The organism is Quadrisphaera sp. INWT6, assembly GCF_015390235.1.
In the GTDB taxonomy this organism is placed as follows: domain Bacteria; phylum Actinomycetota; class Actinomycetes; order Actinomycetales; family Quadrisphaeraceae; genus Quadrisphaera.
The window spans coordinates 274,135-297,832 of record NZ_VUOH01000005.1; the positions used below are offsets into that span (position 1 = coordinate 274,135).

Sequence of the window (23,698 nt, forward strand, 5' to 3'; positions counted from 1 at the left end):
ACGCTCATCCCTCCCGGGGGCCGCGGCCGGGGCCGTCGACCGGGAGGGAAGCGCGCATCTCAGCCACGAGCTGCGGGGTGAGGGCGGCGTCGGCGCGGGAGACGAGCATCGCCATCTCGTAGCCGACCATGCCGACGTCGCAGGTGGCGTCGGCCACGACGGCGAGGACGGACCCGTCCGAGACGCTCATGGTGAACAGGAACAGCTCGTCCATCTCGACGATGGCCTGGCGCACCTCACCGCCGCGGAGCTGGCGGGCGGCGCCGCGGGTGAGGCTGGACATGCCCGCGACGATCGCCGAGAGCTGGTCGCCCTCGGTGCGGTCGAGCTCGGCGGACATCGCCATGAGGAGGCCGTCGGCCGAGACGGCGAGCGTGGTGCGCGCGCCGGGGACGCGGCGGACGAAGTCGTCGAGCAGCCAGCTGAAGCCGGCCGCCGTCGTCGCCCCTCCTGCACCGCTCGGGCTCGCCGAGCCGCTGGTCTGCGTGGTCAACGGTCCTCCTGGGGTTCCTGGGCGGGCACCTGGCCGTGGGCCTGCTCGGCGCGCCGCGCCCGGCTCACGCCCGAGGTGTACCCGGCCAGCATTGTGCGCACGTCGGCGGGCTCGCGACGGCGGGGCGGGTGCTGGCCGCCGGCGGACCTGCTGACCGCCGGGCTCCCCGCGGGCCGGGTGGGCAGCGCCGACCCCGAGGTCCGGCGCACCAGCGGCGCCGCCCCGGAGGACACCGCTGCGGGGCGGTAGGCCTCGCGCGGGATCTCCCCGGTCTCGAAGACGGCCAGGGCCAGCGGGCGCCCGCCGGGGCCGCCGGCTGCGGGAGCGGCCGGCATCGGCGGCAGCGGGCGCAGCGGGGCCGCGGGCTGGGCCAGCCACCCGGCGGCGCGCTCGGCGGTGGAGCCGAGGTCGTCGGAGGCGGCCGCGGGGGCTGCAGGGGTGCTGCGGCGCGGCAGGGCGCTCGGAGAGGCGGAGGCGGCCGGCACCGGGGTGAAGGCGGGCTCCGCACGGGGGGCGCGGAGGCCCAGCGGCACGGTCGGGCGGCCGGACGCCGCGGGCTGCGCGACGACGGGCCCGGGGGCCAGCGGCGGAGCGGCAGGCGGCGCGCTGGCCGGGCTCGTCGCCACCGCGGCCTCGCGCGCCGGCTGCGGCGACGGGGTCGAGGGGGTCGAGGGGGCCGTCGAGGCCGCGGCTGCCGGGGCCTGCTGCCCCGCGCCCGCGGTGTCGGAGGACGCGCGGACGGCGGCCTGGCGGCCGGTCGTGCGGACCGCGGACCGCGGACCGGTGCGCACGGCGGACAGCTGGCCGCTGGCCTCCAGCGCGCGGAGCTCGCGGCGCGTCATGGGGCGGACCTCGGCGGCGTCCGCGTCCTCGGAGGTCGCGGCGGCACCGGGGCTGGTGGCCGAGCCGGTGGCCGTGTTGGCCGCCGCCGCGGGGACGACCGCCTGCTGACCGGAGGTGGTCTCACCGCGGCCGAGACGGGCGAGCAGGCCGCGCTTGGGGGCGGCGTGCGCGCCGCGGACCCGCTCGTCGTCGCGCGACGGCAGCGCCGTCGACCCGGTGGCCGGGGCGCGGTCGGGCACGTAGGGGGCGGCGGCGTCGAGGTCCACGGCGAGCGGCTGCGCCGGGGGGCCGGTGCGGGTCAGCACCGGGGTGGGGACGGCCGTGAGGTCGACCACCGCGCCGGCATCGGAGTCCGGGCCGCCGGAGGGCTCGAGCTCTCCGCGGCGGGCGGTGAAGGTGCGGAAGACGGCGCTGCGGCGGGCGACCGAGGGGTCGTCCTCGCGGGCGGCGGCGGCCTCGGCGGGGGCGGCGGCCACCGGGACGGCGGTGGCCGCCACGGGCGCGGTGAGGGCGGGGGCGGGCCCGGAGGAGCGCGGGGCCCGCCGCGGCAGGCCGCCGGGCGTCGAGCCGGCGCCCGCGGCAGCGGGGGCGGCCGCAGCCGCGGCGCGGTCGGGCGCCGGGGCGAGCGGCTCGGCCGGGGCCGGCCCGGCGGCGCGGGTCGGCGGCAGCTGGAGCGCCGACAGGGCGCCCGTGGCGGGCCCGCGCACGGGCAGCGCCTGCACCGGCGCCACGGCGCTCGGCTCGACGGACGCCACCGACCCGGCGAACACCGCGGTGGGCAGCGAGAGGGCCACGACCGTGCCGCGCACCGCTCCCGCGTGGACCTCCACGCGGGCGCCGAGGCGGCGGGCGATGCGGCCGACCACGAAGTAGCCGAGCTCGGAGGCCCCGACGGCGGCGCTGGCGGAGGGGTCGGCCAGGCGGGCGGTGACCTCGGCGAGCTGGGCGGGCGACATGCCGATGCCGTCGTCGGTGATCGTCAGCTGCACGCCGCTCGACTGCTGGGTGGTGGAGACCCGGACGCGGGTGCCCGGGTCGGAGGAGCGGGTGGCGTTCTCGAGCAGCTCGGCGACCAGGTGCGCCGCCGGGAGGGCCAGGTGGCCGAGCACCGCGGGGTCGGTGCCGAGGGCGAGGTCGATGCGGCGGTAGTCCTCGATCTCGCTCGAGGCGGTGCGCACGACGTCGCTCAGCGGCATGGGCGCGCGCAGGCGGCGCCCGCCGTCGATGCCGGCGAGCACGAGCAGCGACTCGGCGTTGCGCCGCATCCGGGTGGCGAGGTGGTCGAGGGTGAAGAGGTCCTCCAGGGTGCGGGGGTCCTCCTCGGCGCGCTCGAGGGTGTCGATGAAGGCCAGCTGGCGGTTGAGCAGCGCCTGGTCGCGGCGGGCCACGGTGACGAAGGTGCTGGAGATGGCCGCGCGGAGCGCCGCCTGCTCCCGGGCCACCTGCACCGTGGTCGAGTTCACGTCGTTGAAGGCCGCGGCGAGGCGCCCCACCTCGTCGCGGGAGCGGACCGGGATCGGCTCGAGCTCGGCGTCCTCGGCGGCGGCTCCGGAGGTCGAGTGCGCCGCCTCGACCAGGCGGGGCAGGCGCGAGCGGACGTCGCCGGCGGCGCGCGTCAGCGCCCGCAGCGGCTGGGTGATGCCGCGGGCGATGAGCAGCCCGAACAGCAGCGGCAGCACGACGGCGGCGAGGCCTCCGAGGGCGATCGCCACGGCCGTGGTGCGGGCGCTGTCGACCTGCTGGGCCACGCCGTCGGCGCCGGCAGCGGCGAGCGCCGCTGCCGACGGCGCGAGGGCGTCGACCTCCGCGTCGAGGGCCGCGCGCCACGTGGCCACGGAGGGCTGGGCGAACCCGGCGCCCGGGTCTCCCTCGACGGCGGCGCGCAGCTGCACGACCTCCACGCCCGGCGGCGGGACCTGCACGCCGGCGCCGCGGCCCAGGCGGACGGCGTCGGCGCGGGTGGAGGCGATGCGCGCGGCGACCCCCACCAGGGAGGCGCGCTCGGCGGAGTTGACGCCACCGCCGGACTGCAGGGCGCGGGCGCCGACGTCGCGCTCGTCGGCGAGCAGGCCGACGAGCTGCTGCAGCGAGGTCGCGGCGCGCAGCGCGTCGGGGGTGCCCGAGGCGGGGTCGGCGTCGGCGGCGAGAGCCTCCGGCAGCGCGGCCTGGGCGCTGATGACCGTGGAGTAGCGGGCCGAGGCGCTGGTGGCGCTCTGGCGGCCCTCGTCGACGACGGAGCGGACGGTGGCGACCTGGCTCTGCGTGCGGACGGCGGCGGCGATGCCCTGGGCGGCCTCGCCCGACAGGCGGGAGGTGTCGACGGCGGCGAGCTCGTCGGTGACGGTCTGCAGCAGCGGGTCGGTCGTGGCGCGGGCCTGCGCCACGCCCTCGGCGGCGCTGGCGTCTCCGGACAGCAGGGCCACCGAGGCGGTGCGCTCGTCGTCGAGGGCGGTGACCAGCGCCGGCAGGCTCCGTGCGGCGTCGACGGCCCGCTGCAGCTGGCCCGCCTCGCGCACCGTGGTCCAGCTGGACCACGACAGGACGGCGGACGCCGCGACGAGCACCAGCACCGGCAGGGCCAGGACGGCCAGGATCCGGGACCGGATGCTGAGGTTGCGGACCATGTCCACCCTTCGTCTCGCGCGCGGTGCGCCGTGCGGAGCACCACCTGGAGGGCGACGGCGGCCGCGGAGCCACGCGCCTTCACGGTGGGCGACCCGTCCCCCCGAACGGCCCACCCGCCGCACATCCTCCCCCAGGTCCCGCGTCTCGTCGACGCCCCGACCGCCCAGAACCTCCCGGCCCCCCGGTGGGCCGCCCCGCGGGAGGGGCGCGAGGATCGCCGGGTGCTCGTGAGCCGCGGCCCCGCAGGCGCTGGCGACGCGCTCTGGGACGGCGTCTGCGCCGTCGTCCCGGCGGGCGGCGCGGGCCGCCGGCTGGGCGGCGCTGACAAGCCCGCGGTGCTGGTGGGCGGCCGCTCGCTCCTCGCGCACGTCCTCGGCCGCCTGCCGGCGGGCGTCCCGGTGGCGGTGGTGGGCCCGGAGCGCCACGGCCCCGCCGACGCCGCCGACGCCGGCGGAGGTGCCCGGGTGGTCCTCACGTGCCGCGAGGACCCGCCCGGCGGCGGGCCCGCTGCGGCGGTGGCGGCGGGGCTCGCGGCGCTGGAGGGCGCCGGCCTGCTGGGGCGGGTCGTCGTCGTCGTGCCCGCTGACGCCCCCCGTGCTCCCGAGGCCCTGCCGGGGCTGCTCGACGCGCTGCGCCGCGGAGCGCCGGAGGTCACCACCGCCGTGGCCCTCGACGGCGGGGGCCACCGCCAGGTGCTGGTCGCCGCGCACGACGCCGTCGCCCTGCGGGAGCGGGTCGCCGCCCTGGGCGACCCGGCCGGCGTCGCGGCGAGCCGCCTCCTCCCCCGCGGGCCCGCGCTGGCCGAGGTGCCGGCGCCCGCCGAGCTCCTGGCCGACGTCGACACCCCGGCCGACCTCGACGCCGCCCGGGCGGCCCACCGGGCGCAGGGCGACCGCCCTGCCTAGGGTCGGCAGCATGCGTGCTGTCGTCGCGCGTGAGCCCGGAGGACCCGAGGTCCTGGAGCTCCGCGAGCTGCCCGACCCGGAGCCCGGACCGGGCGAGGTGCTCCTGCGGGTGGCCGCCTCCGGGGTGAACCGCGCCGACGTCGCGCAGCGCGGCGGCACCTACCCGCCGCCCCCCGGCGCCAGCGACGTGCTGGGGCTGGAGGTGTCGGGCACCGTGCTCGCCCTCGGGGAGGGCGCCGAGACGGCCACCGACCTGCGCGTCGGTGACCAGGCGTGCGCGCTGCTCGCCGGAGGGGGCTGCGCCGAGCTCGTCGTGGTGCCCGCGGGACAGGTCATGCCCGTGCCGGCCGGGGTCGACCTCGTCGACGCCGCGGCGCTGCCCGAGGTCGCGGCCACGGTGTGGTCGACGGTCTTCATGTCCGCGGGCCTGCGCCCGGGCGAGGTCCTCCTCGTGCACGGCGGCGGCAGCGGCGTCGGCACCATGGCGGTGCAGCTGGCGGCGCAGGCCGGGGCCGTCGTCGCCGTGACCGCGGGCAGCGAGCGCAAGCTGCGGGCCTGCGCCGAGCTCGGCGCCACCGTGCTGGTCGACTACTCGACCCAGGACTTCGTGGAGGCCGTCAGGGGGGCCACGGACGGGCGGGGCGCCGACGTGGTCCTCGACGTGGTCGGCGGGCCCTACCTCGACCGCAACGTGCGGGTGCTCGCCCCCGGCGGGCGCCTGGTGCAGCTGGGCCTCCAGGGCGGCCGGAAGGCCGAGCTCGACCTCGGGCTGGTGATGGCCAAGCGGCTGAGCGTGCTCGGCAGCACGCTGCGCGCCCGTCCCGTCGACGGGCCCGACGGCAAGGCGGCGATCTGCGCGAGCGTGGTCGAGCACGTCTGGCCCCTGGTCGCCGAGGGCCGGGTGCGCCCGGTGGTCTCCGAGCGGGTGGTGGTCCGCACGGCGGCGGACGTCGCCCGCGCGCACGCCGACCTCGAGGCCGGCGCTCACGTCGGGAAGGTCCTGCTGGTCTGGGAGACGATGGCCCGGTGAGCGAGCAGCAGCAGCCCGATCCGGTCGTCGTGGTCTCCGGCTCCGCCCTGGCGGCGGGCGGCGGCGAGGAGTCCGACGCGGCCCGCGCCGTCGGCTCCGTGGAGCAGCCGGCCAAGGTCATGCGGATCGGCAGCATGGTGCGCCAGCTGCTGGAGGAGGTCCGCGGGGCGCCGCTCGACGACGCCGGCCGCGCCCGCCTGGCGCAGGTGCACGAGCGCTCCCTCGCCGAGCTGGAGGACGGCCTGTCCCCCGAGCTGGTGGCCGAGCTGCGGCGCATCTCGCTGCCCTTCGGCGAGGGCGAGACGCCGACCGACGCCGAGCTGCGCATCGCCCAGGCGCAGCTGGTGGGCTGGCTCGAGGGCCTGTTCCACGGCATCCAGACCGCGCTCGTGGCGCAGCAGGTGGCCGCGCGCAGCCAGCTGGAGCAGATGCGCCGGGCCCTGCCGGCGGGTGCGGGTGACGGGCACGGCGGTCCGGGCGGTCCGGGCGTCGACCAGCGCCCCTCCCCCGGCCAGTACCTCTGACCCTCCGCCGGCCCTCCTGACCCCGGACCCCGACCGTGGTGCGTCGGCGCCTGCGCGACGTCCTCGCGCGCCGCTCCCCCGACGACCTCGAGCTGGGGCAGGGGGTGTGGCGGCGCCTGCACGACAGGTTCCGCCGCGCCGTCGACAGGTTCCACCAGGTGCTCGAGGGGGTGCCCGCCTCCCCGCTGCGCGACGCGCTGGAGGTCTGCGGGGCCCGGCTCGCGGCCTGCCTCGACGAGGTGCGCGCGGCGTGCGCCGCCGAGCAGGCCGCGCACCCCAGCCAGGGCCTGGAGGTGCCCGGCGGCGAGGCCGGCCAGCACCACGCGCGCCTCTCCCGCGCCGCGACGCTGGCCGCGCAGGCGAGCGAGGCCGCGACGATGGCGCGGGTCCGGGCCCGCTCCGGACCCGACGGGGGCGCCGCCGCGCTGGCCGACCCGGCGGGGGCCGCGGCCGCCGAGCGCTCCGTGGCCCAGGTGGAGGCCCTGGTCAGGGAGCCGGGGAGCCCGCCCGCTCGCTGAGCAGCTGCTCGACGACGCGCGCGACGCCGTCGTCGTCGCACGGAGGGGCCAGCGCCGTGGCCGCGGCCACGGCGTCGGGGTGGCCGCCGGTCATGGCGTAGGAGCGGCCCGCCCACCGCAGCATGGGCAGGTCGTTGGGCATGTCGCCGAAGGCCACCACCTCGGAGGCGTCGATGCCCAGGTCTCCCGCCAGCGCCGCGAGGGCGCTGGCCTTGCTGGTGCCGCGGGCGGAGACCTCCACGAGGCCGTCCATGCCGGAGTGGGTGGGCTCGACGATGTCGCCGGCGGCGTCGCGGACGGCGCGCAGGACGGCGTCGGCGGGCAGGTCCCCGGCGCGCAGGAGGAGCTTGACCACGCCGGGGTCGACGGCGAGGAGCTCCTCGAGGGTGCCGGTGACGGGGTTGCGCTTGGCGTCGTACTTGGGCACGTAGGCCGGCTCGTGGCGGAAGCCCTCGAGGGTCTCCATCGCGGCGGCGACCTCGGGCAGGGCGGCGCGGACGGCGGCGACGGCGGCGAGGACCACCGCGGCGGGGATCGTGCGGGCGGAGACGACGCGGTGCTCGGCGAGGTCGTAGGTGAGGGCGCCGTTGGCGCAGACGACGGTCACGGGGCCGAAGACGTCGTCGAGGTCGGTGACCCAGCGCGGCGGGCGGCCGGTGACGGCGACCACGTGCACGCCCGCGGCGCGGCAGGCCTCGAAGGCGGCGCGGGTGCGGGGGGAGACGGAGCCGTCGCTGCGCACGACGGTGCCGTCGAGGTCGGTGGCGACCAGGCGGAGCGGGGGACGGGTCACGAGGCGGCCGGCTCGGCCGGGACCGCCGGGCCGCCGGTGCCGGCGAGCAGGCCCTCGAGGACGTCGGCGAGGCCGTCGTCGCCGACGGTGCCGGTGACCTCGTCGGCGGCGTCGTGGACCTCCGGGGGCCCCTGCCCCATGGCCACGCCGCGGCCGGCCCAGCGGAGCATCTCGACGTCGTTGCGGCCGTCACCGACCGCCACCGTCCGCTCCGGCGGCACCCCGAGGCGCGTGCGCACGAGCTCGAGCGCGCTGGCCTTGGTCACGCCCTGCGGGGCGAGGTCGAGCCAGGCGGTCCAGCCGACCGCGTAGTTGACCCCGGCCAGGCCCACCCGGCCGACGAGCTCGACGAAGTCCTGGGTGGTGTGCTCGGGGCTGCGGACCACGACGCGCGTGGCCCGCGCGTCGACCAGGCCCGCCAGCTCGGCCAGCTCGACGGTGCGCAGCGGCCCGTCGAGCTCGCCGTCGGGGAAGGGGCCGGCCACGAGCACGTCGTCGCCGGGGACCTCGACGGCGAAGGCGGCTCCGGGCAGCTCGGCGCTGAGCAGCGCCAGCGCGGGGGCCGGGTCGAACGTCACGACCTCGACGTCCTCGGCCCCGCCGGGCAGCGCCGGGTCGAGGCGGGAGGTGACGGCGCCGTTGCTGGTGACCACGTAGCCGGTGGCGAGCCCGAGGGAGGCGAGCACCGGCTGCACCGAGACCAGGGAGCGGCCGGTGGCGACGACCACGTGGTGCCCGGCCGCCGCGACGGCGCGGACGGCGTCGCGCACGCGGTCGGTGAGGACCATGTCGTGGTCGACGACGGTGCCGTCGACGTCCAGGGCCACCAGCAGGGGGTCGAACGGCACGATCGCCACCCTACGGCGCGCTCAGGAGGCGGCCTCCTCGAAGGTGCGGTCGGCCGCGAGGGTCAGCTCGTGGGTGAAGAGGGCCTCGGCCAGGGGCACGCCGAGCGTGGCCGCCGGGACCCCGGCGGCGGCGAGGGCGCCGACCGCGTCGAGGCTGCGCAGGCTCGCGGCGAGCACGGCCGTCGGCCCGGTGCCGAGCGCGCGGTGCATGGCCACGACGACGTCGACCGCGGTGGCCTCGTCGGAGGAGATCCGGCTGACGTACGGGGCCACCCACGACGCACCGACCCCGGCGGACAGGACGGCGTGCGCGGGTGTGAACGCCCCGGTGAGCAGCGTCGGCACGCCCTCGGTGACCAGCCGGGCGCAGGCCGTGGCGCCGGCAAGGGTCGCGGTCACCTTGACCACCACGCGGTCGCTGAGGGCCGCCAGCTCGCGCCCGCGCCGGGTGACCTCGTCGGCGGAGGCGCCCCAGGACTGCAGGAAGACCCGCTCGGCCCCGCCGGCCACGGCCCAGTCGTGCACGGCCGGCGCGTCGGCGACGGTCAGGCCCGCCCGCTGGAGGATGACGGGGTTGGTGGTGACGCCGCGGAAGGCGCCGGTGGCCAGCAGGGCCAGGGCGGCGTCGCGGTCGGCGGTGTCGAGGTACAGGTCCACGGGGTCGTCAGGGCCCTTCACGGTCAGGAGAGGTACATGCCGCCGTCGACGACGACGGACTGGCCGGTCATGTAGGCCGCGTCGGGCGACGCGAGGAAGGAGACCACACCGGCCACGTCGTCGGGGGACTGGAGCCTCCCGAGGGCGATCTGCCCGGTCATGGCGGCCATCGGCGCGCCGCGGGCGGCGCCCGTGCGCTGCGACAGGTCGGCGTCGATGGAGTCCCACATGGGGGTCTCCACCACCCCGGGGCTGTAGCAGTTGGCGGTGATGCCGTGCTCGGCCAGCTCGAGGGCCACGGCCTGCGTCAGCCCGCGGACGGCGAACTTCGAGGCGGAGTAGGCGCTCTGCCACCGGCCGGCGCGGTGGGCGGCCACGGAGGCCGCGCCGATGAGCCGGCCCCCGCGGCCCTGGGCGACCATCTGCCGGGCGCCGGCGCGGTAGCAGTTGGCGACGCCGCGCACGTTGACGGCCATGGTGGTGTCCCACTGGGCGGTGGTCGTCTCCAGCAGCGGGGCGGTGACGGCGATGCCGGCGTTGGCGACGACGACGTCCAGCCCGCCGAGGGCGGCGACGTGGTCGCGGACGGCGCGCTCGACGTCGTCCTCGTCGGTGACGTCGACGTGGTCGGACCGGACGGGCTGCGCGCTGGCTCCCCCGGTGGCGCGCAGCCCGTCCTCCACCCCGCGCAGCGCGTCGGCGCTGCGCGGGAGGTCGAGCAGGGTGACGGCGAGGCCGTCGGCGTGCAGCCGCGCGGCGACCGCCCGGCCGATGCCGCCGGCGGCACCCGTGACGACGGCGGAGCGAGGGGTCACTTCACCGCGCCGAGGGAGAGGCCCTGGACCAGCTTGTCCTGGGCGGCGAAGCCCGCGGCGAGCACCGGCAGGGAGATGACGACGGCGGCCGCGCACACCTGCGCCAGGAACAGGCCCTGGCTGGTGGCGAAGCTGGTGAGGAACACCGGGGAGGTGCTCGCCACCGTCGAGGTCAGCGTGCGGGCCAGGAGCAGCTCGTTCCAGCTGAAGATGAAGCAGATCAGCGAGGTGGCCGCGATGCCGGGCAGCGCCACCGGCGCCACCACGGAGCGGAGCATGGTGATGAGGCCGGCGCCGTCGAGCTGGGCCGCCTCCATCATCTCCACCGGCACCTCGGCGAGGAAGCTGCGCATCATCCACACCGCGATCGGCAGGTTCATCGAGGTGTACAGCAGGATCAGGAAGGTGATGTTGTCGAGCACGCCGATGGAGTTGGCGAACAGGTACAGCGGCAGCAGCCCGGCCACGATCGGCAGGAACTTGGTGGAGAGGAAGAAGAAGAGGACGTCGGTCCACTTCTCCACCGGCTTGATGCTCAGCGCGTAGGCCGCGGGGACCGCCAGCACCAGCACCAGCAGCGTCGAGACCACCGACGCCGTGAGGGAGTTGATGAGCGGCGGCCAGGGCTGGCCCGCGAAGAACGAGCGGTACCCGTCGAGGGTGAGCGGCGCCAGGACCGACGGCGGGTTGGTGGCGGCGTCGGTCTCGGAGTGGAACGACGTCAGCAGCATGAAGAGCACGGGCGCCGCGAAGAGCAGGCCCACCGCCCACGCGGCGATCCCCCACGCCGGGTGCCCGCCCTGCTCGGGGGTGCGCCGCTTCTTCGCGCGGCCGCCCTTGAAGGAGGTGGCGGCGACGGCCGGGTTGGTGTGCGTGGTCATCGGCCGGTCTCCTCGTCGAACAGGCTGGACACGGTGCGCAGCGCGAAGGTCGCGATGATGATCGTGCCGATCACCACGACCACGCCCTGCGCCGAGGCCAGGCCGTAGTTCTGCTGCTGGAAGAAGGTCGCGTAGATCGTGTACGGCAGGTTCGCCGTGCCCAGCGCGCCGGCGGTGATGATGAACACCGAGTCGAAGGCCTGGACGATGTAGATCGACCCGAGCAGGCCGCCGAGCTCGAGGTAGCGGCGCAGGTGCGGGAACGTGATGTAGCGGAAGATCTGCCAGCTCCCGGCGCCGTCCATGCGGGCGGCCTCGACCACGTCACCGGGCTTGGACTGCAGGCCCGCCAGCAGGATCAGCATCATGAACGGCGTCCACTGCCAGATGAGCGAGAGCTCGATCGAGATCAGCGGGTAGTCGCTCAGCCACTGGGGCTGCGGGGGGCTGTCGGACCCGAAGATCCCCCAGACCCACGTCAGCACGCCGTTGAGCAGGCCGTAGCCGGAGTTCAGGATGCCGTGCTTCCAGAGCAGGGCCGCGGCCACGGGGACCACGAGGAACGGCGCGATCATCATCGTGCGCACCGCGCCGCGGCCGAAGAACTTCCGGTCCAGCAGCAGGGCGATGGCCGTGCCCAGGACCAGGCTGACGATGACGACGGTGGCCGTCAGCAGGATCGTGGTGAGCACCGCGCTGCGGATCGCGGGGTTGGTGAAGACCTGGACGTAGTTGTCGAAGCCGGTGAAGCCGCGCTGGTCGGGCCGCAGGGCCCGGTAGTCCATGAACGAGATGACGATGGTCGCGAGGAACGGCAGCTGCGTCGCGGCGATCGTGAAGACCAGCGCCGGCAGCAGCGGGATCCGGCGGCGCCGGGCCTCGCGCTTGTCGCGGGCGGCCTGCCCCTGGGGGGCCTGGTAGGTGGTGCGCTGCTCCGGCGTCAGCTCCGACGCCGCAGGTGTGGCTGTGGTCACGGGAGTCCTTCTTCCGCCGGGTGGGCGCCCCTCCCCGGCCCGCCGCCGCCCAGCACGGGGCTGGCCGGACGACGGGCCGGGGAGGGTGCGCTCACCACCGGATGGGTGGGCTTACTTGTTGGCGTCGCCAGCGGCCTGGGCCAGCGGCTGGCCGGCCTCGAGGGCCTGCTCGACGGTCTGCTGGCCGGCGATCGCGGCGCTCACGCCCTGGCTCACCTGGGTGGCCATGCCGGCGAACTCGGGGATGGCGACGAACTGGATGCCCGGCGCCGGACGGGGCTGCACGCCCGGGTTGTTGGGGTCAGCGGCGTTGATGGCCGCCTCGGTGGCCTGGTAGAAGGCCTGCGCCGACTGCTGGTAGTCGGCGTTCTGGTAGGTCGAGGAGCGCTTGCCGGCGGGCACGTTGGACCAGCCGATCTGCTCACCCACGAGCTCCTCGTACTCCTTGCTGGTGGCCCAGGAGATGAACTTCCAGGCGGCGTCCTTCTTCTGCGAGGACTCCTGCGTGGCGAACGCCCAGCTGTAGAGCCAGCCGGAGGAGGCGGTCTCCTTCACCGGGGCCGCGGCGTAGCCCATCTTCCCCTTGACCGGGGAGTCGTCGGCCTCGAGCGAGCCGGCGGCGGAGGTCGCGTCGTACCACATGGCCACGCCGCCCTGGGTCATGGCGTTCAGGCACTCGGTGAAGCCGGCGTTGGCCGCGTCGGGCTCACCGTGCTGCTGCACGAGGTCGACGTAGAACTTCGTCGCCTCCTCGAAGGGGGCGGCGGTGAGCTGCGCGTTGAAGTCGGCGTCGAACCAGGTGCCGCCGAAGGTGTTGACCACCGTGGTCAGCGGGGCGAAGACCTGGCCCCAGCCGGCCTGGCCGCGCAGGCAGATGCCGCGCATCCCGCCCTGGCCCTCGTCGACCTGCGCCGCGAGCTCCGCGACCTGGTCCCACGTGGGGTTGGCGGGCATGGTCAGGCCCTTGGCGTCGAAGACGTCCTTGCGGTACATCAGGAACGAGCTCTCGCCGTAGAACGGCTCGGCGTACTGCGAGCCGTCGGCGCCCTTGAGGCCGTCGGCGATGGGCTTGAGGACGTCGTCCTGGTCGTAGGCCGAGTCCGCCGCGATGTTCTCGTCGAGGTTCGCGATCCACTTGTTCGCCGAGAAGAACGGCACCTCGTAGTTGGAGATGGTGGCGACGTCGTACTGGCCCGACTGCTGGGAGAAGTCGGTCTGGATGGTGTCGCGGGCGTCGTTCTCGGGCAGCACCTTGTAGTTGACCGTGATACCGGTCTCCTTGGTGAAGTTGTCCGCCGTGAGCTTCTGCAGGTCGACCATCTGCGGGTTGTTCACCATCACGACGTTGATGGAGTCGGCGTCACCGCTGCCGGCGCTCCCACCGCTGCCGCTGCCACCCCCGCCGCCGGCGCCCGCGCACCCTGAGGCGAGGACGGCGACGCCGGCTGCTGCGGCGATGGAGGCCAGGACACGTCGTCGTGCTGCCATGAGGTGGGACCTCTTCCTTCTGGTGGTGCCCGGCCGCTGGTGCGCGCCCGGGACGTGGGTGTGTCAGGGGGTCTGGGAGGGGGTGCTCGTGGTGAGCGCCCGCGGGGGGAGCTCGCCGGAGCCCCGCTCGATGAGGTGCAGGGGCACCAGCTCGTGCGCCGGCGGCCCGTCCCACCCGTCGATGCGGGCGAAGAGGAGCTCGGCCGCGCGCGCGCCGATGGCCTCGACGTCCTGCTCGAGGACGGTCAGGGGCGTGGCGAAGGCGTCGGCGCCGGCGAGGTCGTCGATGGCGACGTAGGCGAGGTCGCGCAGGCCCAGGCGGGCGATGGCCGAGGCCAGGCCCATGGTCACGCGGGCCACGCCGGACACGACGGCGGTGATGCCGCCGCCGTCGGCGCCGCTGCCGGTGAGGTCGGCGAGGGTCCCGACGGCCCGCTCGGTGACCTCGCTGGGCAGGTACCCCATCCAGGTGGCGCGGGGGTCGAGCCCGGCCTCGCGCATCGCCGCCTCGTAGCCCTGGCGGCGGAGCTGGACCGTGGTCGCCGCCGGGCCGGAGCCCACGAAGAGGATCCGCCGGTGGCCGCGCGCGATGAGGTGCTCGGTCACCTGGCGGCCGGCGGCCTCGTTGTCGATGCCGATGGCGTCGGAGAACGGGCTGGCCGCCGGGGCGTCGACCTGCACCACGGGCAGCTCGGTGGCCACCTCGGCGAGGTAGCCCTTCGGGGCGCCCGCGGTGCCGGTGGCGACGACGAGCCCGGCGACGCTGCGGGACAGCAGCGGCTCGACGGCCTCCTCCTCCGAGCGCCCGGAGCCGGCGCAGGTGATGACGACGCCGTAGCCGCGGGCGTGGGCCGCCCGCTCGACCTCGGCCACGATGCGGCCGAAGAAGGGGATGGTGAAGTCCTCGATGGCGACGCCGATGGCGGTGTCCTTGCCGCGGCGCAGGGAGCGCGCCTGGCGGTTCACCGAGTAGCCGAGGTCGGACGCCGCCTGGCGGACGCGGGCCGTGAGCTCGTCGGTGACCCCGGCGCCGCCGTGGAGCACCCGCGAGACGGTGGAGGGGCTGGTGCCTGCGAGGGCGGCGACGTCGGTGAGCGTGGCGCGGCCGGCACGGCTCTTCGTGGTGTTGACCATGGTCCAGCCTCCCGCCCTGACGTCGTCGTCTGCAGCAGGCATGAGTCTGGCCAGTCCCTGCAAACGTTGTCAACGCGCCTTTGGTCACGATCAGGTCACGGGAGGCCCACAGGCCGTTGCCGGTCTCCCGACAGGAAGACGGGCTACCCGCCCCTCCCCGTGATCATGGACGTCCGGTGCACTTCCGCGCCCTGATCATGGGCGTCCCGACCACCCGCGCGCGCCGCAGCCGAGCGCCTGCTTGCGGTTCCTGCCCCCTCACGAACCGCAGCCGAGCGCCTGCTTGCGGTTCCTGCCCCCTCACGAACCGCAGCCGAGCGCCTGCTTGCGGTTCCTGCCCCCTCACGAACCGCAGCCGAGCGCTCGGCTGCGACCTGACGGTCAGAGGAGGCGCTCCAGGGTGGCGCGGGCGCCCTCGGCGTGGAGGCCGCGCAGCGCGTCGAGGTAGGCCTCGGTGAAGCGCTCGTCGTCGACCAGGTCGCCGAAGAGCTCGCGGTCGCGCACGAAGGCCAGCGGGTCGCCGTCCTCCCCCGTCTGGCGCTGCGCGGCGGCCGTGGTGCGCTCGGCGCGGCGGTCGACCACCTGGATCGGTGCGCCGTGCTCGTCCACGCCCTCGGCGTAGCGCGCCCAGCTGGCGATGACGGCGGCCGAGCGGTGCACGTCGCGCCCCGCGGCCAGGTTCGCCCGCACCACCGGGACCAGCCACTTGGGGATGCGGTCGGAGCTCTCCGCACCCAGCCGCGCCGTCGTGTCGCGCACGTGGGGGTTGCCGAAGCGCTCCTCGAGGGTGTCCTTGTACTCGTCGAGGTCGACGCCGGGCACCGGCGACAGCGTCGGGGTGGCCTCGCGGTCCATGTAGGCGCGCACGAACGGCTTCAGCGCCGGGTCGGTGGCGGCGCCGTCGACCAGCTCGTGGTCGAGCAGGCGCCCGAAGTACGCCAGCGCCTGGTGGCTGGCGTTGAGCAGGCGCAGCTTCATCAGCTCGTACGGCTCGACGTCGGGCACCACCTGCACCCCGACCTGCTCCAGCGGCGGGCGGCCGGCGCCGAAGGAGTCCTCCAGGGCCCACTGCGTGAACGGCTCGCACACCACGGGCCAGGCGTCGGCGATGCCGAACTCCCGCTCGACCAGCTCCACGTCGGACGGCGTGGTGGCCGGGGTGATCCTGTCGACCATCGAGTTCGGGAAGCGGACGTGCTCGCGCACCCACTCCCCCAGCGCCTCCTCCCGCAGGGACGCGAACGCCGCGAACGCCGTCTGCGCGAGGTGGCCGTTGCCCTGCAGGTTGTCGCAGCTCATCACCGTGAACGGCTCCAGCCCCCGGTCGCGGCGGCGCACGAGCGCCTCGACCACGAGCCCGAACACCGTCGTGAGCGCAGCCGCGTCGGAGCCGGCCGCGGCGTCGGCGGCGACGGCGGGGGTGCTGGTGAGGAACTCCCCGGTGATGTCGTCGAGGTTGTAGCCGCCCTCGGTGACCGTCAGGGAGACGATCCGCGTGGTGGGCGCCGCCATCTTCTCGACCACGGCCTCAGGGTCGTCGGGGGCGAAGAGGTACTCGACCACCGAGCCGATGACGCGCGGCTCCAGCGAGCCGTCGGGGTGCTTGAGCACGAGCGTGTAGAGGCAGTCCTGGCTGGCCATCGTGTCGCGCATGCGCGCGTCGCCGGGCAGGACGCCCACGCCGCAGATCCCGTAGTCGGTCGCGCCCTCGGCGCCGTCGGCCAGGAGCCTGTCGAGGTACATGGCCTGGTGGGCCCGGTGGAAGCCCCCGACCCCGAAGTGCACGACGCCCGCGGTGACGGCGGACCTGTCGTACGTCGGCACCGGCACGCGCTCGGCGACGGCGGCCAGGTTCTGGGCGTTCAGGGCAGTGGCCTGCTCGGGCATCGTCGCCTCCAGGGAGTGTGCGGACCGCCGCGCCGCCTCGCGGGCCGCGGCACACAGGGCACCCTAGGGCGCTCCGGGGCCGAGGTCACGACGATCGGCCGCACGGATGACATCGTTTGCAGCCTGGTGGTCGCGAGAGGCCGCCGACGACCGGGCGTCCGTGGTCACGGAGATCACGGGCACCCGGCCGCTCCGACGGTGTGGGTCAGCTGGTGGCGAGGCGGGCGCGGGCCGCGGCGACGCCGTCGCGCAGGGCGCTCAGCTGGTAGCGGGAGACGGCCACGGCGTCCTCGTCCTCGGCGAAGACGCTGGAACACATGACGGTGTCGTCGCGCTGGTCGAAGCCCAGGCGGACCAGGCCGTCGAAGAAGGCGTCGAAGTCGACGTCGCCGTCGCCGACCTTGAGGTGGCTGTGCACGCGCGCGGTGTTGCCGGGCGGGTTGCTGATGTAGCGCAGCCCGTGGGAGCGGGTGTGGTCGAAGGTGTCGCTGACGTGCACCAGCTGCAGCAGGTCGCCCGCCGCCTCCATGACCGGCTCGACGGGGTGGCCGTAGTGGAAGGTGTGGCTGGAGACGTACACGAAGCCGACGTTCGGGCTGTTCAGGCCGCGGATGACGCGGAGGGCCTCGAGGGCGTCCTCGACGAAGTCGTCGGGGTGCGGGTCGATGAGCACCCGCACGCCCTCGCGCTCGATGATCGGCAGCAGCTCCTCCATGGAGCGGTAGAACGCCGCGTCGGAGCGCTCGGCGGCCTCGGGGCGCCCGGAGAACTCGGTGCCGATGACGTCGACGCCGAGGTCGACGGTGATCTGGATGACGCGCTTCCAGGCGCGGACCGCGGCCTCGCGGTCGACCTCGTCGGGACCGGACCAGCGCAGCACCGGCAGCACGGAGGCGATGCCGACGCCGGCGGCGTCGCACTCGGCCCTGAAGCGCTTCACGAGGGCGTCGTCGGCGCGGGGGTGGCGGAAGAAGGGGATGACGTCGCGGTGGGGCGTCAGCTGCAGGTGCTCGAAGCCGAGGTCCGAGGCCAGGCGCGGGAGCTCGAGCAGGGAGTGGCTGTGGTGGAACGGCGTGGGGTCGAGGGCGATCTTCACGGGTGCTCCTCCGTGGGCGGACGTGGAGGTGGCCAGCGCCCATGATCACGATGATCATGGGCGCTGGCCACCCGGGTCAGGACGAGGTCAGCGCAGGCCCTGCGCCGCGAAGTCAGCGGTCGCGTCGACGTTCGTGGAGTCGACGAAGGCCGGACCGGTCAGCACCGGCTGGCCACCGCCGAGCACGATGCCGGCGTTCTTGTTCATCCACAGCGAGTCGACGGCGAGGTAGCCCTGCGCGTAGGGCTGCTGGTCGATGGCCCACCCCACGTCGCCCGACTGGATGGCCTTCACGACGTCGGCGCTGTTGTCGAAGGTGACGACCTTCGTCTGGCTGCCGGCGTCGCCCTTGGCCTGCACGGCCGCCAGGGCGAACTGCCCGCCGAGGGTGATGACGTGGTCGATGCTCGGGTCCTGCTGGAGCTTGGAGGAGATCGTCGACTGGCTCTGGGGGAGGTCCGTGCCGTTGATGTAGAGGCGCTCGACGTCGGTGCCGAGGCCCTTGGACACGCCGTCGCAGCGGGCCTCGAGCTGGCTCTGGCCCTGGGCCTGGATGACGCAGAGCACCTTCTGCGCACCCTCGGACTTGAGGCGCTCACCAGCGGCCTCGCCGGCGATGGCCTCGTCCTGGCCGAAGTAGCTGAGGGCCCCGAGCGTCTTCCAGTCGTTGGCCCCGGCGTTGAACATCGTCACGGGGATGCCCGCGGCGATGGCCGCCTGGATCGGGGCGCCGAGAGCGCCGGTGTTGGGGCTGGTCACCGCGATGGCGTCGACCTTGGCGTCGATCGCGTTCTGGATCAGCGTGGCCTGGTTGTTGGCGTCGCCGTCGGAGGAGTACTGCAGGTCGACGCCGTCGTTCGCGGCAGCGGCCTCGGCGCCCTTGCGGATGGTGTCCCAGAAGGTGTCGCCGGCGGCGCCGTGGGTGATCATCGCGACCTTCATGGTCGTCGGCTTGTCGCCACCGCCGCCGCCCTGCGCGGCGGTGTCGTCCTGCTGGGCGCCGCCGGTGCTGGAGCAGGCCGCGAGGCTGCCCGCCAGCACGAGCGCGGACACGAGGGCGGTAGCGCGGCCGCCGCGGCGGCCCATCGTGAGGAGAGACATCGAGGAGATCCCATCTGTCGTCGTCGCCAGAGTGGTGCGGGGAGTGCTGTGGAGCAGAGGGTCGGACGGCTTCGTCCTGACCTGCTGACAGGAGCATGTCCATGTCCGGACATCGTGTCAATAACGTTCTGGTCACGGATCCGGTGGGAGGACCGGTGGGCGCAGGACGCCCCGGGAGGCGTCGCTGAGGAGGCCTTCCGGGGCGTTCTGCGGGAGGAGGGGGACGTCAGCTGGCGTGCAGCTGGGCACCTTCCTCCATCTGCTTCACGGAGGCGCCCAGCTCGTGACCCAGGGCCTCCAGCTCGGCACCGCCGGCCATCTCGTTGGTCAGGCGCTCGAGGCTGATCTCCGCCCGTGAGCCGTCGAGGGAGACCCGGCCGCGGTTGAGGATGACGAAGTGGTTGCCCACCAGGTACGCGTGGTGCGGGTTGTGGGTGATGAAGACGACGCCGAGGCCGGCGTCGCGGGCCCGTGCCACGTACTTGAGCACCACACCCGACTGCTTGACGCCCAGCGCAGCCGTGGGCTCGTCGAGGATCAGCACCTTGGCGCCGAAGTAGACGGCCCGGGCGATGGCGATGCACTGCCGCTGGCCGCCCGACAGGCCGCCCACGGGCCTGTCGAGGTCGGGGACGTCGATGCCCATCTTGAGCAGCTCGTCGGCGACGATGCCCTTCATCGTCGCCACGTCGAGCATGCGGAACGGGCCCTTGCGGAGCTCGGCGCCCATGAAGAAGTTGCGCCAGATGCTCATCAGCGGGACCAGGGCCAGGTCCTGGTAGACGGTCGCGATGCCCCGCTCCAGCGCCTCGCGCGGCGAGGAGAAGGTCACCGGCTCGCCGTTGATGACGACCTCGCCCTCGGAGTGGGCGTGCAGCCCGGCGAGGATCTTGATGAGGGTCGACTTGCCGGCGCCGTTGTCGCCCAGGACGCAGGTCACCTCTCCCTGGCGCACCACCAGGGAGACCCCGCGGAGGGCGTGGACGTTGCCGTAGCTCTTGCCGACCTCGCGCAGCGAGACGATCTCGCTGACGGGGCTGGTCGGCTCGACGACAGTGGCTGTGCTGGCTCGAGACACCGCCATCACCTCTTCTCGGCCTGGGTCTTGACGACGAGGTTGACGATCGTGGCGAGGAGCAGCATCACGCCGAGGAACAGCCGGAACCAGTCCGGGTTCCAGGCCGCGTAGACGATGCCGTTCACCGTCATGCCGAAGATGAAGGCGCCGACGGCCGCACCGATGGTCGAGCCGTAGCCACCCGTCATGAGGCAGCCGCCGACCACGGCCGCGATGATGTAGAGGAACTCGTTGCCGATGCCCTGCCCGGACTGCACCACGTTGAAGTTGAAGAGCGTGTGCATGCCGAGGAACCAGGCCGTGAAGCCGACGAACATGAACAGACCGATCTTGGTCTTGCGCACCGGGACGCCGACGGCCCGGGAGGCCTTCGGGTCACCGCCGACCGCGAACACCCAGTTGCCCGCGCGGGTGCGGAGCAGGAACCAGGTGGAGACGGCGACCAGCAGGAGCCACCAGAAGACGGTGATCTGGATGTTGACCCCGCCCACCGAGACCGTGGAGGCGAAGACGGCCTTGGCGGAGGCGAAGCCCTCCATGTCGGAGATGTTCTGGGTGCTCACCCCGTCGGCCACGAGGCGCGTGACGCCGAGGTTCAGGCCGGTCAGCATGAAGAACGTGCCGAGCGTGATGATGAAGCTCGGCAGGCCCGTCCTCATGAGGAGCCAGCCGTTGAAGGCCCCGATGCCGACGGAGACCACCAGGGCGATGAAGACGCCCACCCAGACGTTGAGCCCGAGCTGGTAGGCGGTCATCGAGGCCGTCAGGCCGCTCGTGGTCACCGCGACACCGGCAGACAGGTCGAACTCCCCGCCGATCATCAGCAGCGCGACCGAGACGGCCATGATGCCGATGGTCGAGCTCGTGTAGAGCACGGTGCCCTGCGAGGCGGGGTTGCGGAACACGGGCGCGACGACCAGGAAGAGGACGAAGATGACGACCGCGCCGAGGACGGACCCGACCTCGGGGCGCGAGAGCAGCGTGGCGACGAGCGGGCGCTTGCCGACGCGGTCGTCGCGGGTCGCGGGGGGCGGGGTCGCCCCGCCTGTCGAGCCCGCCGCAGCGGGTGAGGGTGCAGTGGTGGCCATAGGACGCTCCTGACGCGGTGACTCAGCAGTGAGTTCGGCAGCGAGATCGACGGTGACTTCGGTGTGGAGCGGCGGACACCCTCCTCGGCGTCCGGAGCACGGCGAGCCTCGCCCACCACGGCTGACCGTGTCAACCCTTTGTCATGACATTCTGACGGAAACGCGTTTCCGCTCCAGCTCAGCCCCCTCCCCCGGGGGACGGACGGCGCCCGCTCGGGCCGCTCCCGAGCGGTCGGGGAGCGGCCCGAGCGGACGCCGTCGGTCGAGGGCGGGAGGTCAGGGGCGCGCCGCGAGCCTGACCTCGGTGCGGCGGCCCGAGCGGAGCGCCTCGACACCGGCGGTGGTGACCGCCGTCGCGGCGTAGCCGTCCCACGCCGTGGGGCCGGTGGCCGTGCCGCGGCGCGCTGCGTCGGCCCAGGCCTGGAACTCGAGGTCGTAGGCCAGCTCGAAGCGCTCGACGAACGACGGCGGCACCGCGCGCCCGCGGGCGGCGGAGCCGGCGGTGCCCGTGGCGATGACCGGCCCGCCCTCCAGCCCGATCATCGCGGTGCCGCGCTCGGCGACCAGCTCGGTGCGGACCTCGTAGCCGACGCCGGTGGCCACGTTGACCTCGACGTCGACCAGCGCGCCGCTCTCGGTCTCCAGCAGCGCGAAGGTCGGGTCGGACAGGCCGTCAGGGGCGCCTCGCCGCGACCGGGGGTGCATCACCGTGATGGCGGTGATCTCCTCGCCGAGCAGGAAGCGCGTGCAGTCGACCTCGTGGACGAGGCTGTCGAGCACCACCATCTCGGAGGTGAAGTACGGCGGCACCGAGGCGTTGCGGTGGGCGCAGTGCAGCATCAGCGGGCGGCCGAGCTCGTCGGACTCCACCAGGCGCCGCAGGGCGGCGTACTCCGGGTCGAAGCGGCGCATGAAACCCACCTGGATGAGCCGGCGCCCCGTCGCGCGCTCGGCCTCGACGAGGCGCAGCGAGCTCTCGACGTCGGTCGTCAGCGGCTTCTCGCACAGCACCGGCTTGCCGTGCTCGAGGCAGGCGCGCACCAGCTCCTCGTGCGTGTTGCCGGGCGTGGCGATGACGACGGCGTCGACCTCGTCGTCGGCGATGGCGGCCAGCGGGTCGGCGGCGACCCGCACCCCCGCCCAGGCGGCGGCGACCTTCTCGGCGGTGGCGGGGAAGGCGTCGGCCACCACCACGGCGCGGGCCCCGGCGGTGCGGGTCTGCAGGCGCCGCACGTGGTCGGCCCCCATCATCCCGACGCCCACCACGGCGACCCGCAGGTCGGACAGCTGCTCGGTCATGCTCTCGTGCTCCTCACATCAGAGACGGAGGTGGCCAGCGCCCATGATCACGACCAGTCGTCGGTGATCATGGGCGCTGGCCACCTCACGGGGTCAGTACCGGTCGGGTCAGGCGTTGGTCGGGAAGCCCAGGTCGATGCCCGCGCTGGCCTGCGTGGCCGCCGGGTCCGCCCAGCGCGTGGTGACGACCTTGCCGCGGGTGAAGAAGTGCACGCCCTCGGTGCCGTGGGCGTGGGTGTCACCGAACAGCGAGTTCTTCCAGCCGCCGAAGGAGTAGTACGACATCGGCACCGGCACCGGCACGTTCACGCCGATCATGCCGACCTGGATCTCGTTGGCGAAGCGCCGCGCGGCGCCGCCGTCGTTGGTGAAGATCGCCACGCCGTTGCCGTAGGGGTTGGCGTTGATCAGGTCCACGGCCTCGGTGTAGGTGTCCACCCGCAGCACGCTCAGCACCGGGCCGAAGATCTCCTCGGTGTACGCCTTGGAGGAGGTGGGCACCCGGTCCAGCAGGGTCGGGCCGAGGAAGAAGCCCGAGCCGTCGGCGTCGGGGGTGATGGTGCGCCCGTCGACCACGACGTCGGCGCCGTCACCGGCGGCGACGTCGATGTAGGAGGCGACCTTGTCGCGGTGGACCTTGGTCACCAGCGGGCCCATGTCGCAGGAGCGGCGGCCGTCACCGGTGCGGATCTTGCCGGCGCGGTCGGCGATCTTGGCGACGAGCTCGTCACCGACGCCGCCCACGGCCACCAGCGCCGAGATCGCCATGCAGCGCTCCCCCGCGGAGCCGAAGCCGGCGTTGACGGCCTGGTCGGCGGCCAGGTCCAGGTCGGCGTCGGGCAGCACCACCATGTGGTTCTTGGCCCCGCCCAGGGCCTGCACGCGCTTGCCGTTGGCGGTGCCGCGCTCGTAGACGTACTTCGCGATCGGGGTGGACCCGACGAAGGAGACCGAGGCGACGTCGGGGTGGTCCAGCAGCCCGTCGACGGAGACCTTGTCGCCCTGCAGCACGGTGAAGACGCCGTCGGGCAGGCCGGCCTCCTTCCACAGGTTCGCGATGAACAGGGAGGCCGAGGGGTCCTTCTCGGAGGGCTTGAGGATGACGGCGTTGCCGGTGGCGATCGCGACGGGGAAGAACCACATCGGGACCATCGCCGGGAAGTTGAACGGGCTGATGACCGCCGTCACGCCCAGGGGCTGGCGCACCGAGTGCACGTCGACGTTGGTGGAGGCGTTCTCGGTGAAGCCGCCCTTGAGCAGGTGGGGGATGCCGCAGGCGAACTCCACGACCTCCTGGCCGCGGGCGACCTCGCCGGCGGCGTCGGAGACGACCTTGCCGTGCTCGGAGGTGATGATCTCGGCGAGCTCCGGGGCGCGCTCGTTGAGCAGCTCGCGGAAGCGGAAGAGCACCTGGGTGCGCTTGGCCAGCGACGTGTCGCGCCAGGCGGGGAAGGCCTTCTTCGCCGAGGCGACGGCGGCCTCGACGTCGGCGGGCTCGGCGAGCACCACCTGGCGGGAGACCTCGCCGGTGGCGGGGTCGAAGACGTCGGCGGTGCGGGTGGAGGAGCCGGAAGTGGCAGCTCCGTCGATCCAGTGCTGGACGGTCTCGCTCATGGTCGTG

The 23,698-nt window shown here is 74.6% G+C and carries 21 protein-coding genes; 4 read left to right on the top strand and 17 right to left on the bottom strand.

Translation table 11 applies throughout. The annotated features are described in order from the left end of the window. Positions 1 to 4: 4 nt before the first annotated feature. Both F1641_RS16220 and F1641_RS16225 read right to left on the bottom strand, forming a co-directional pair. Positions 5 to 493, bottom strand: coding sequence for a roadblock/LC7 domain-containing protein (locus F1641_RS16220; RefSeq protein ID WP_194907306.1), 489 nt, complete (start codon positions 491 to 493; stop codon positions 5 to 7). After that, positions 490 to 3,960, bottom strand: a complete 3,471-nt coding sequence (locus F1641_RS16225) for an ATP-binding protein (RefSeq protein WP_194907308.1) — start codon at positions 3,958 to 3,960, stop codon at positions 490 to 492. The genes F1641_RS16220 and F1641_RS16225 overlap by 4 nt, the downstream gene beginning before the upstream one ends. 222 nt (positions 3,961 to 4,182) lie before the next feature. On the opposite strand from F1641_RS16225, the gene F1641_RS16230 reads away from it, so the two are divergent. From F1641_RS16230 to F1641_RS16245, 4 genes are read left to right on the top strand one after another with little or no spacing between them, the layout of a single operon-like run. Then, positions 4,183 to 4,866, top strand: a complete 684-nt coding sequence (locus tag F1641_RS16230; protein ID WP_194907310.1) for an NTP transferase domain-containing protein — start codon at positions 4,183 to 4,185, stop codon at positions 4,864 to 4,866. 10 nt (positions 4,867 to 4,876) lie between these two features. Continuing rightward, the gene (locus F1641_RS16235) at positions 4,877 to 5,896 is read left to right on the top strand and encodes an NAD(P)H-quinone oxidoreductase (protein WP_194907312.1); all 1,020 of its coding nucleotides are present in this window, start codon (positions 4,877 to 4,879) and stop codon (positions 5,894 to 5,896) included. Then, positions 5,893 to 6,420, top strand: coding sequence for a bacterial proteasome activator family protein (locus F1641_RS16240; protein WP_309225659.1), 528 nt, complete (start codon positions 5,893 to 5,895; stop codon positions 6,418 to 6,420). The genes F1641_RS16235 and F1641_RS16240 overlap by 4 nt, the downstream gene beginning before the upstream one ends. Before the next feature lie 35 nt (positions 6,421 to 6,455). Further along, entirely contained in the window at positions 6,456 to 6,938 is a 483-nt protein-coding gene (locus F1641_RS16245) for a hypothetical protein (protein WP_194907314.1), read from the top strand. Here F1641_RS16245 and F1641_RS16250 read toward each other — a convergent pair. From F1641_RS16250 to F1641_RS16320, 15 genes are all read right to left on the bottom strand, one after another. Then, complete coding sequence (locus F1641_RS16250) at positions 6,907 to 7,731, bottom strand: HAD family hydrolase (protein ID WP_194907316.1); 825 nt, start codon at positions 7,729 to 7,731, stop codon at positions 6,907 to 6,909. The two genes, F1641_RS16245 and F1641_RS16250, sit on opposite strands and share 32 nt — an antisense overlap. Continuing rightward, positions 7,728 to 8,579, bottom strand: coding sequence for an HAD family hydrolase (locus F1641_RS16255; RefSeq protein ID WP_194907319.1), 852 nt, complete (start codon positions 8,577 to 8,579; stop codon positions 7,728 to 7,730). The genes F1641_RS16250 and F1641_RS16255 overlap by 4 nt, the downstream gene beginning before the upstream one ends. Before the next feature lie 21 nt (positions 8,580 to 8,600). Beyond that, entirely contained in the window at positions 8,601 to 9,257 is a 657-nt protein-coding gene (locus tag F1641_RS16260; RefSeq protein ID WP_194907321.1) for a transaldolase family protein, read from the bottom strand. Between the two features lie 2 nt (positions 9,258 to 9,259). Further along, positions 9,260 to 10,051 (bottom strand): SDR family oxidoreductase, encoded by a 792-nt coding sequence (locus F1641_RS16265; protein ID WP_194907323.1) that lies wholly within the window; start codon positions 10,049 to 10,051, stop codon positions 9,260 to 9,262. Continuing rightward, on the bottom strand, positions 10,048 to 10,932 hold the full coding sequence (locus F1641_RS16270; RefSeq protein WP_194907325.1) for a carbohydrate ABC transporter permease: 885 nt from the start codon (positions 10,930 to 10,932) through the stop codon (positions 10,048 to 10,050). Before F1641_RS16270 ends, F1641_RS16265 begins: the two co-directional genes overlap by 4 nt. Then, positions 10,929 to 11,906: a sugar ABC transporter permease gene (locus F1641_RS16275; RefSeq protein ID WP_309225660.1), complete on the bottom strand. Its 978-nt coding sequence runs from the start codon at positions 11,904 to 11,906 to the stop codon at positions 10,929 to 10,931. The genes F1641_RS16270 and F1641_RS16275 overlap by 4 nt, the downstream gene beginning before the upstream one ends. A 111-nt stretch (positions 11,907 to 12,017) precedes the next feature. After that, positions 12,018 to 13,394 carry a sugar ABC transporter substrate-binding protein gene (locus F1641_RS16280; RefSeq protein WP_194907327.1) on the bottom strand — a complete coding sequence of 459 codons (1,377 nt, stop codon included), beginning with the start codon at positions 13,392 to 13,394 and terminating at the stop codon, positions 12,018 to 12,020. A 63-nt stretch (positions 13,395 to 13,457) separates the two neighbouring features. Then, positions 13,458 to 14,528 carry a LacI family DNA-binding transcriptional regulator gene (locus F1641_RS16285; RefSeq protein WP_194907329.1) on the bottom strand — a complete coding sequence of 357 codons (1,071 nt, stop codon included), beginning with the start codon at positions 14,526 to 14,528 and terminating at the stop codon, positions 13,458 to 13,460. A gap of 381 nt (positions 14,529 to 14,909) precedes the next feature. Further along, a complete protein-coding gene (locus F1641_RS16290) occupies positions 14,910 to 16,415 on the bottom strand; it encodes a mannitol dehydrogenase family protein (protein ID WP_194907331.1) in 1,506 nt (501 codons plus the stop codon). A gap of 205 nt (positions 16,416 to 16,620) precedes the next feature. Then, entirely contained in the window at positions 16,621 to 17,511 is an 891-nt protein-coding gene (locus F1641_RS16295; RefSeq protein ID WP_194907333.1) for a sugar phosphate isomerase/epimerase, read from the bottom strand. 87 nt (positions 17,512 to 17,598) lie between these two features. Continuing rightward, positions 17,599 to 18,612 (bottom strand): substrate-binding domain-containing protein, encoded by a 1,014-nt coding sequence (locus F1641_RS16300; RefSeq protein WP_194907335.1) that lies wholly within the window; start codon positions 18,610 to 18,612, stop codon positions 17,599 to 17,601. 226 nt (positions 18,613 to 18,838) lie between these two features. Next, positions 18,839 to 19,696 (bottom strand): ATP-binding cassette domain-containing protein, encoded by an 858-nt coding sequence (locus F1641_RS16305; protein WP_194907337.1) that lies wholly within the window; start codon positions 19,694 to 19,696, stop codon positions 18,839 to 18,841. Continuing rightward, a complete protein-coding gene (locus F1641_RS16310) occupies positions 19,696 to 20,778 on the bottom strand; it encodes an ABC transporter permease (RefSeq protein WP_194907338.1) in 1,083 nt (360 codons plus the stop codon). The genes F1641_RS16305 and F1641_RS16310 overlap by 1 nt, the downstream gene beginning before the upstream one ends. 276 nt (positions 20,779 to 21,054) lie before the next feature. After that, the gene (locus tag F1641_RS16315; protein WP_194907340.1) at positions 21,055 to 22,077 is read right to left on the bottom strand and encodes a Gfo/Idh/MocA family protein; all 1,023 of its coding nucleotides are present in this window, start codon (positions 22,075 to 22,077) and stop codon (positions 21,055 to 21,057) included. Between the two features lie 108 nt (positions 22,078 to 22,185). Further along, the gene (locus F1641_RS16320; RefSeq protein ID WP_194907342.1) at positions 22,186 to 23,691 is read right to left on the bottom strand and encodes a CoA-acylating methylmalonate-semialdehyde dehydrogenase; all 1,506 of its coding nucleotides are present in this window, start codon (positions 23,689 to 23,691) and stop codon (positions 22,186 to 22,188) included. Between the last annotated feature and the right edge of the window lie 7 nt (positions 23,692 to 23,698).

What these genes read in the sequence shown, in the direction of transcription:
- F1641_RS16225 (WP_194907308.1), bottom strand. Translation starts at nt 3,960, where the DNA reads ATGGTCCGCAACCTCAGCATCCGGTCCCGGATCCTGGCCGTCCTGGCC.
- F1641_RS16235 (WP_194907312.1), top strand. Translation starts at nt 4,877, where the DNA reads ATGCGTGCTGTCGTCGCGCGTGAGCCCGGAGGACCCGAGGTCCTGGAG.
- F1641_RS16270 (WP_194907325.1), bottom strand. Translation starts at nt 10,932, where the DNA reads ATGACCACGCACACCAACCCGGCCGTCGCCGCCACCTCCTTCAAGGGC.
- F1641_RS16280 (WP_194907327.1), bottom strand. Translation starts at nt 13,394, where the DNA reads ATGGCAGCACGACGACGTGTCCTGGCCTCCATCGCCGCAGCAGCCGGC.
- F1641_RS16285 (WP_194907329.1), bottom strand. Translation starts at nt 14,528, where the DNA reads ATGGTCAACACCACGAAGAGCCGTGCCGGCCGCGCCACGCTCACCGAC.
- F1641_RS16290 (WP_194907331.1), bottom strand. Translation starts at nt 16,415, where the DNA reads ATGCCCGAGCAGGCCACTGCCCTGAACGCCCAGAACCTGGCCGCCGTC.
- F1641_RS16300 (WP_194907335.1), bottom strand. Translation starts at nt 18,612, where the DNA reads ATGTCTCTCCTCACGATGGGCCGCCGCGGCGGCCGCGCTACCGCCCTC.
- F1641_RS16305 (WP_194907337.1), bottom strand. Translation starts at nt 19,696, where the DNA reads ATGGCGGTGTCTCGAGCCAGCACAGCCACTGTCGTCGAGCCGACCAGC.
- F1641_RS16310 (WP_194907338.1), bottom strand. Translation starts at nt 20,778, where the DNA reads ATGGCCACCACTGCACCCTCACCCGCTGCGGCGGGCTCGACAGGCGGG.
- F1641_RS16315 (WP_194907340.1), bottom strand. Translation starts at nt 22,077, where the DNA reads ATGACCGAGCAGCTGTCCGACCTGCGGGTCGCCGTGGTGGGCGTCGGG.
- F1641_RS16320 (WP_194907342.1), bottom strand. Translation starts at nt 23,691, where the DNA reads ATGAGCGAGACCGTCCAGCACTGGATCGACGGAGCTGCCACTTCCGGC.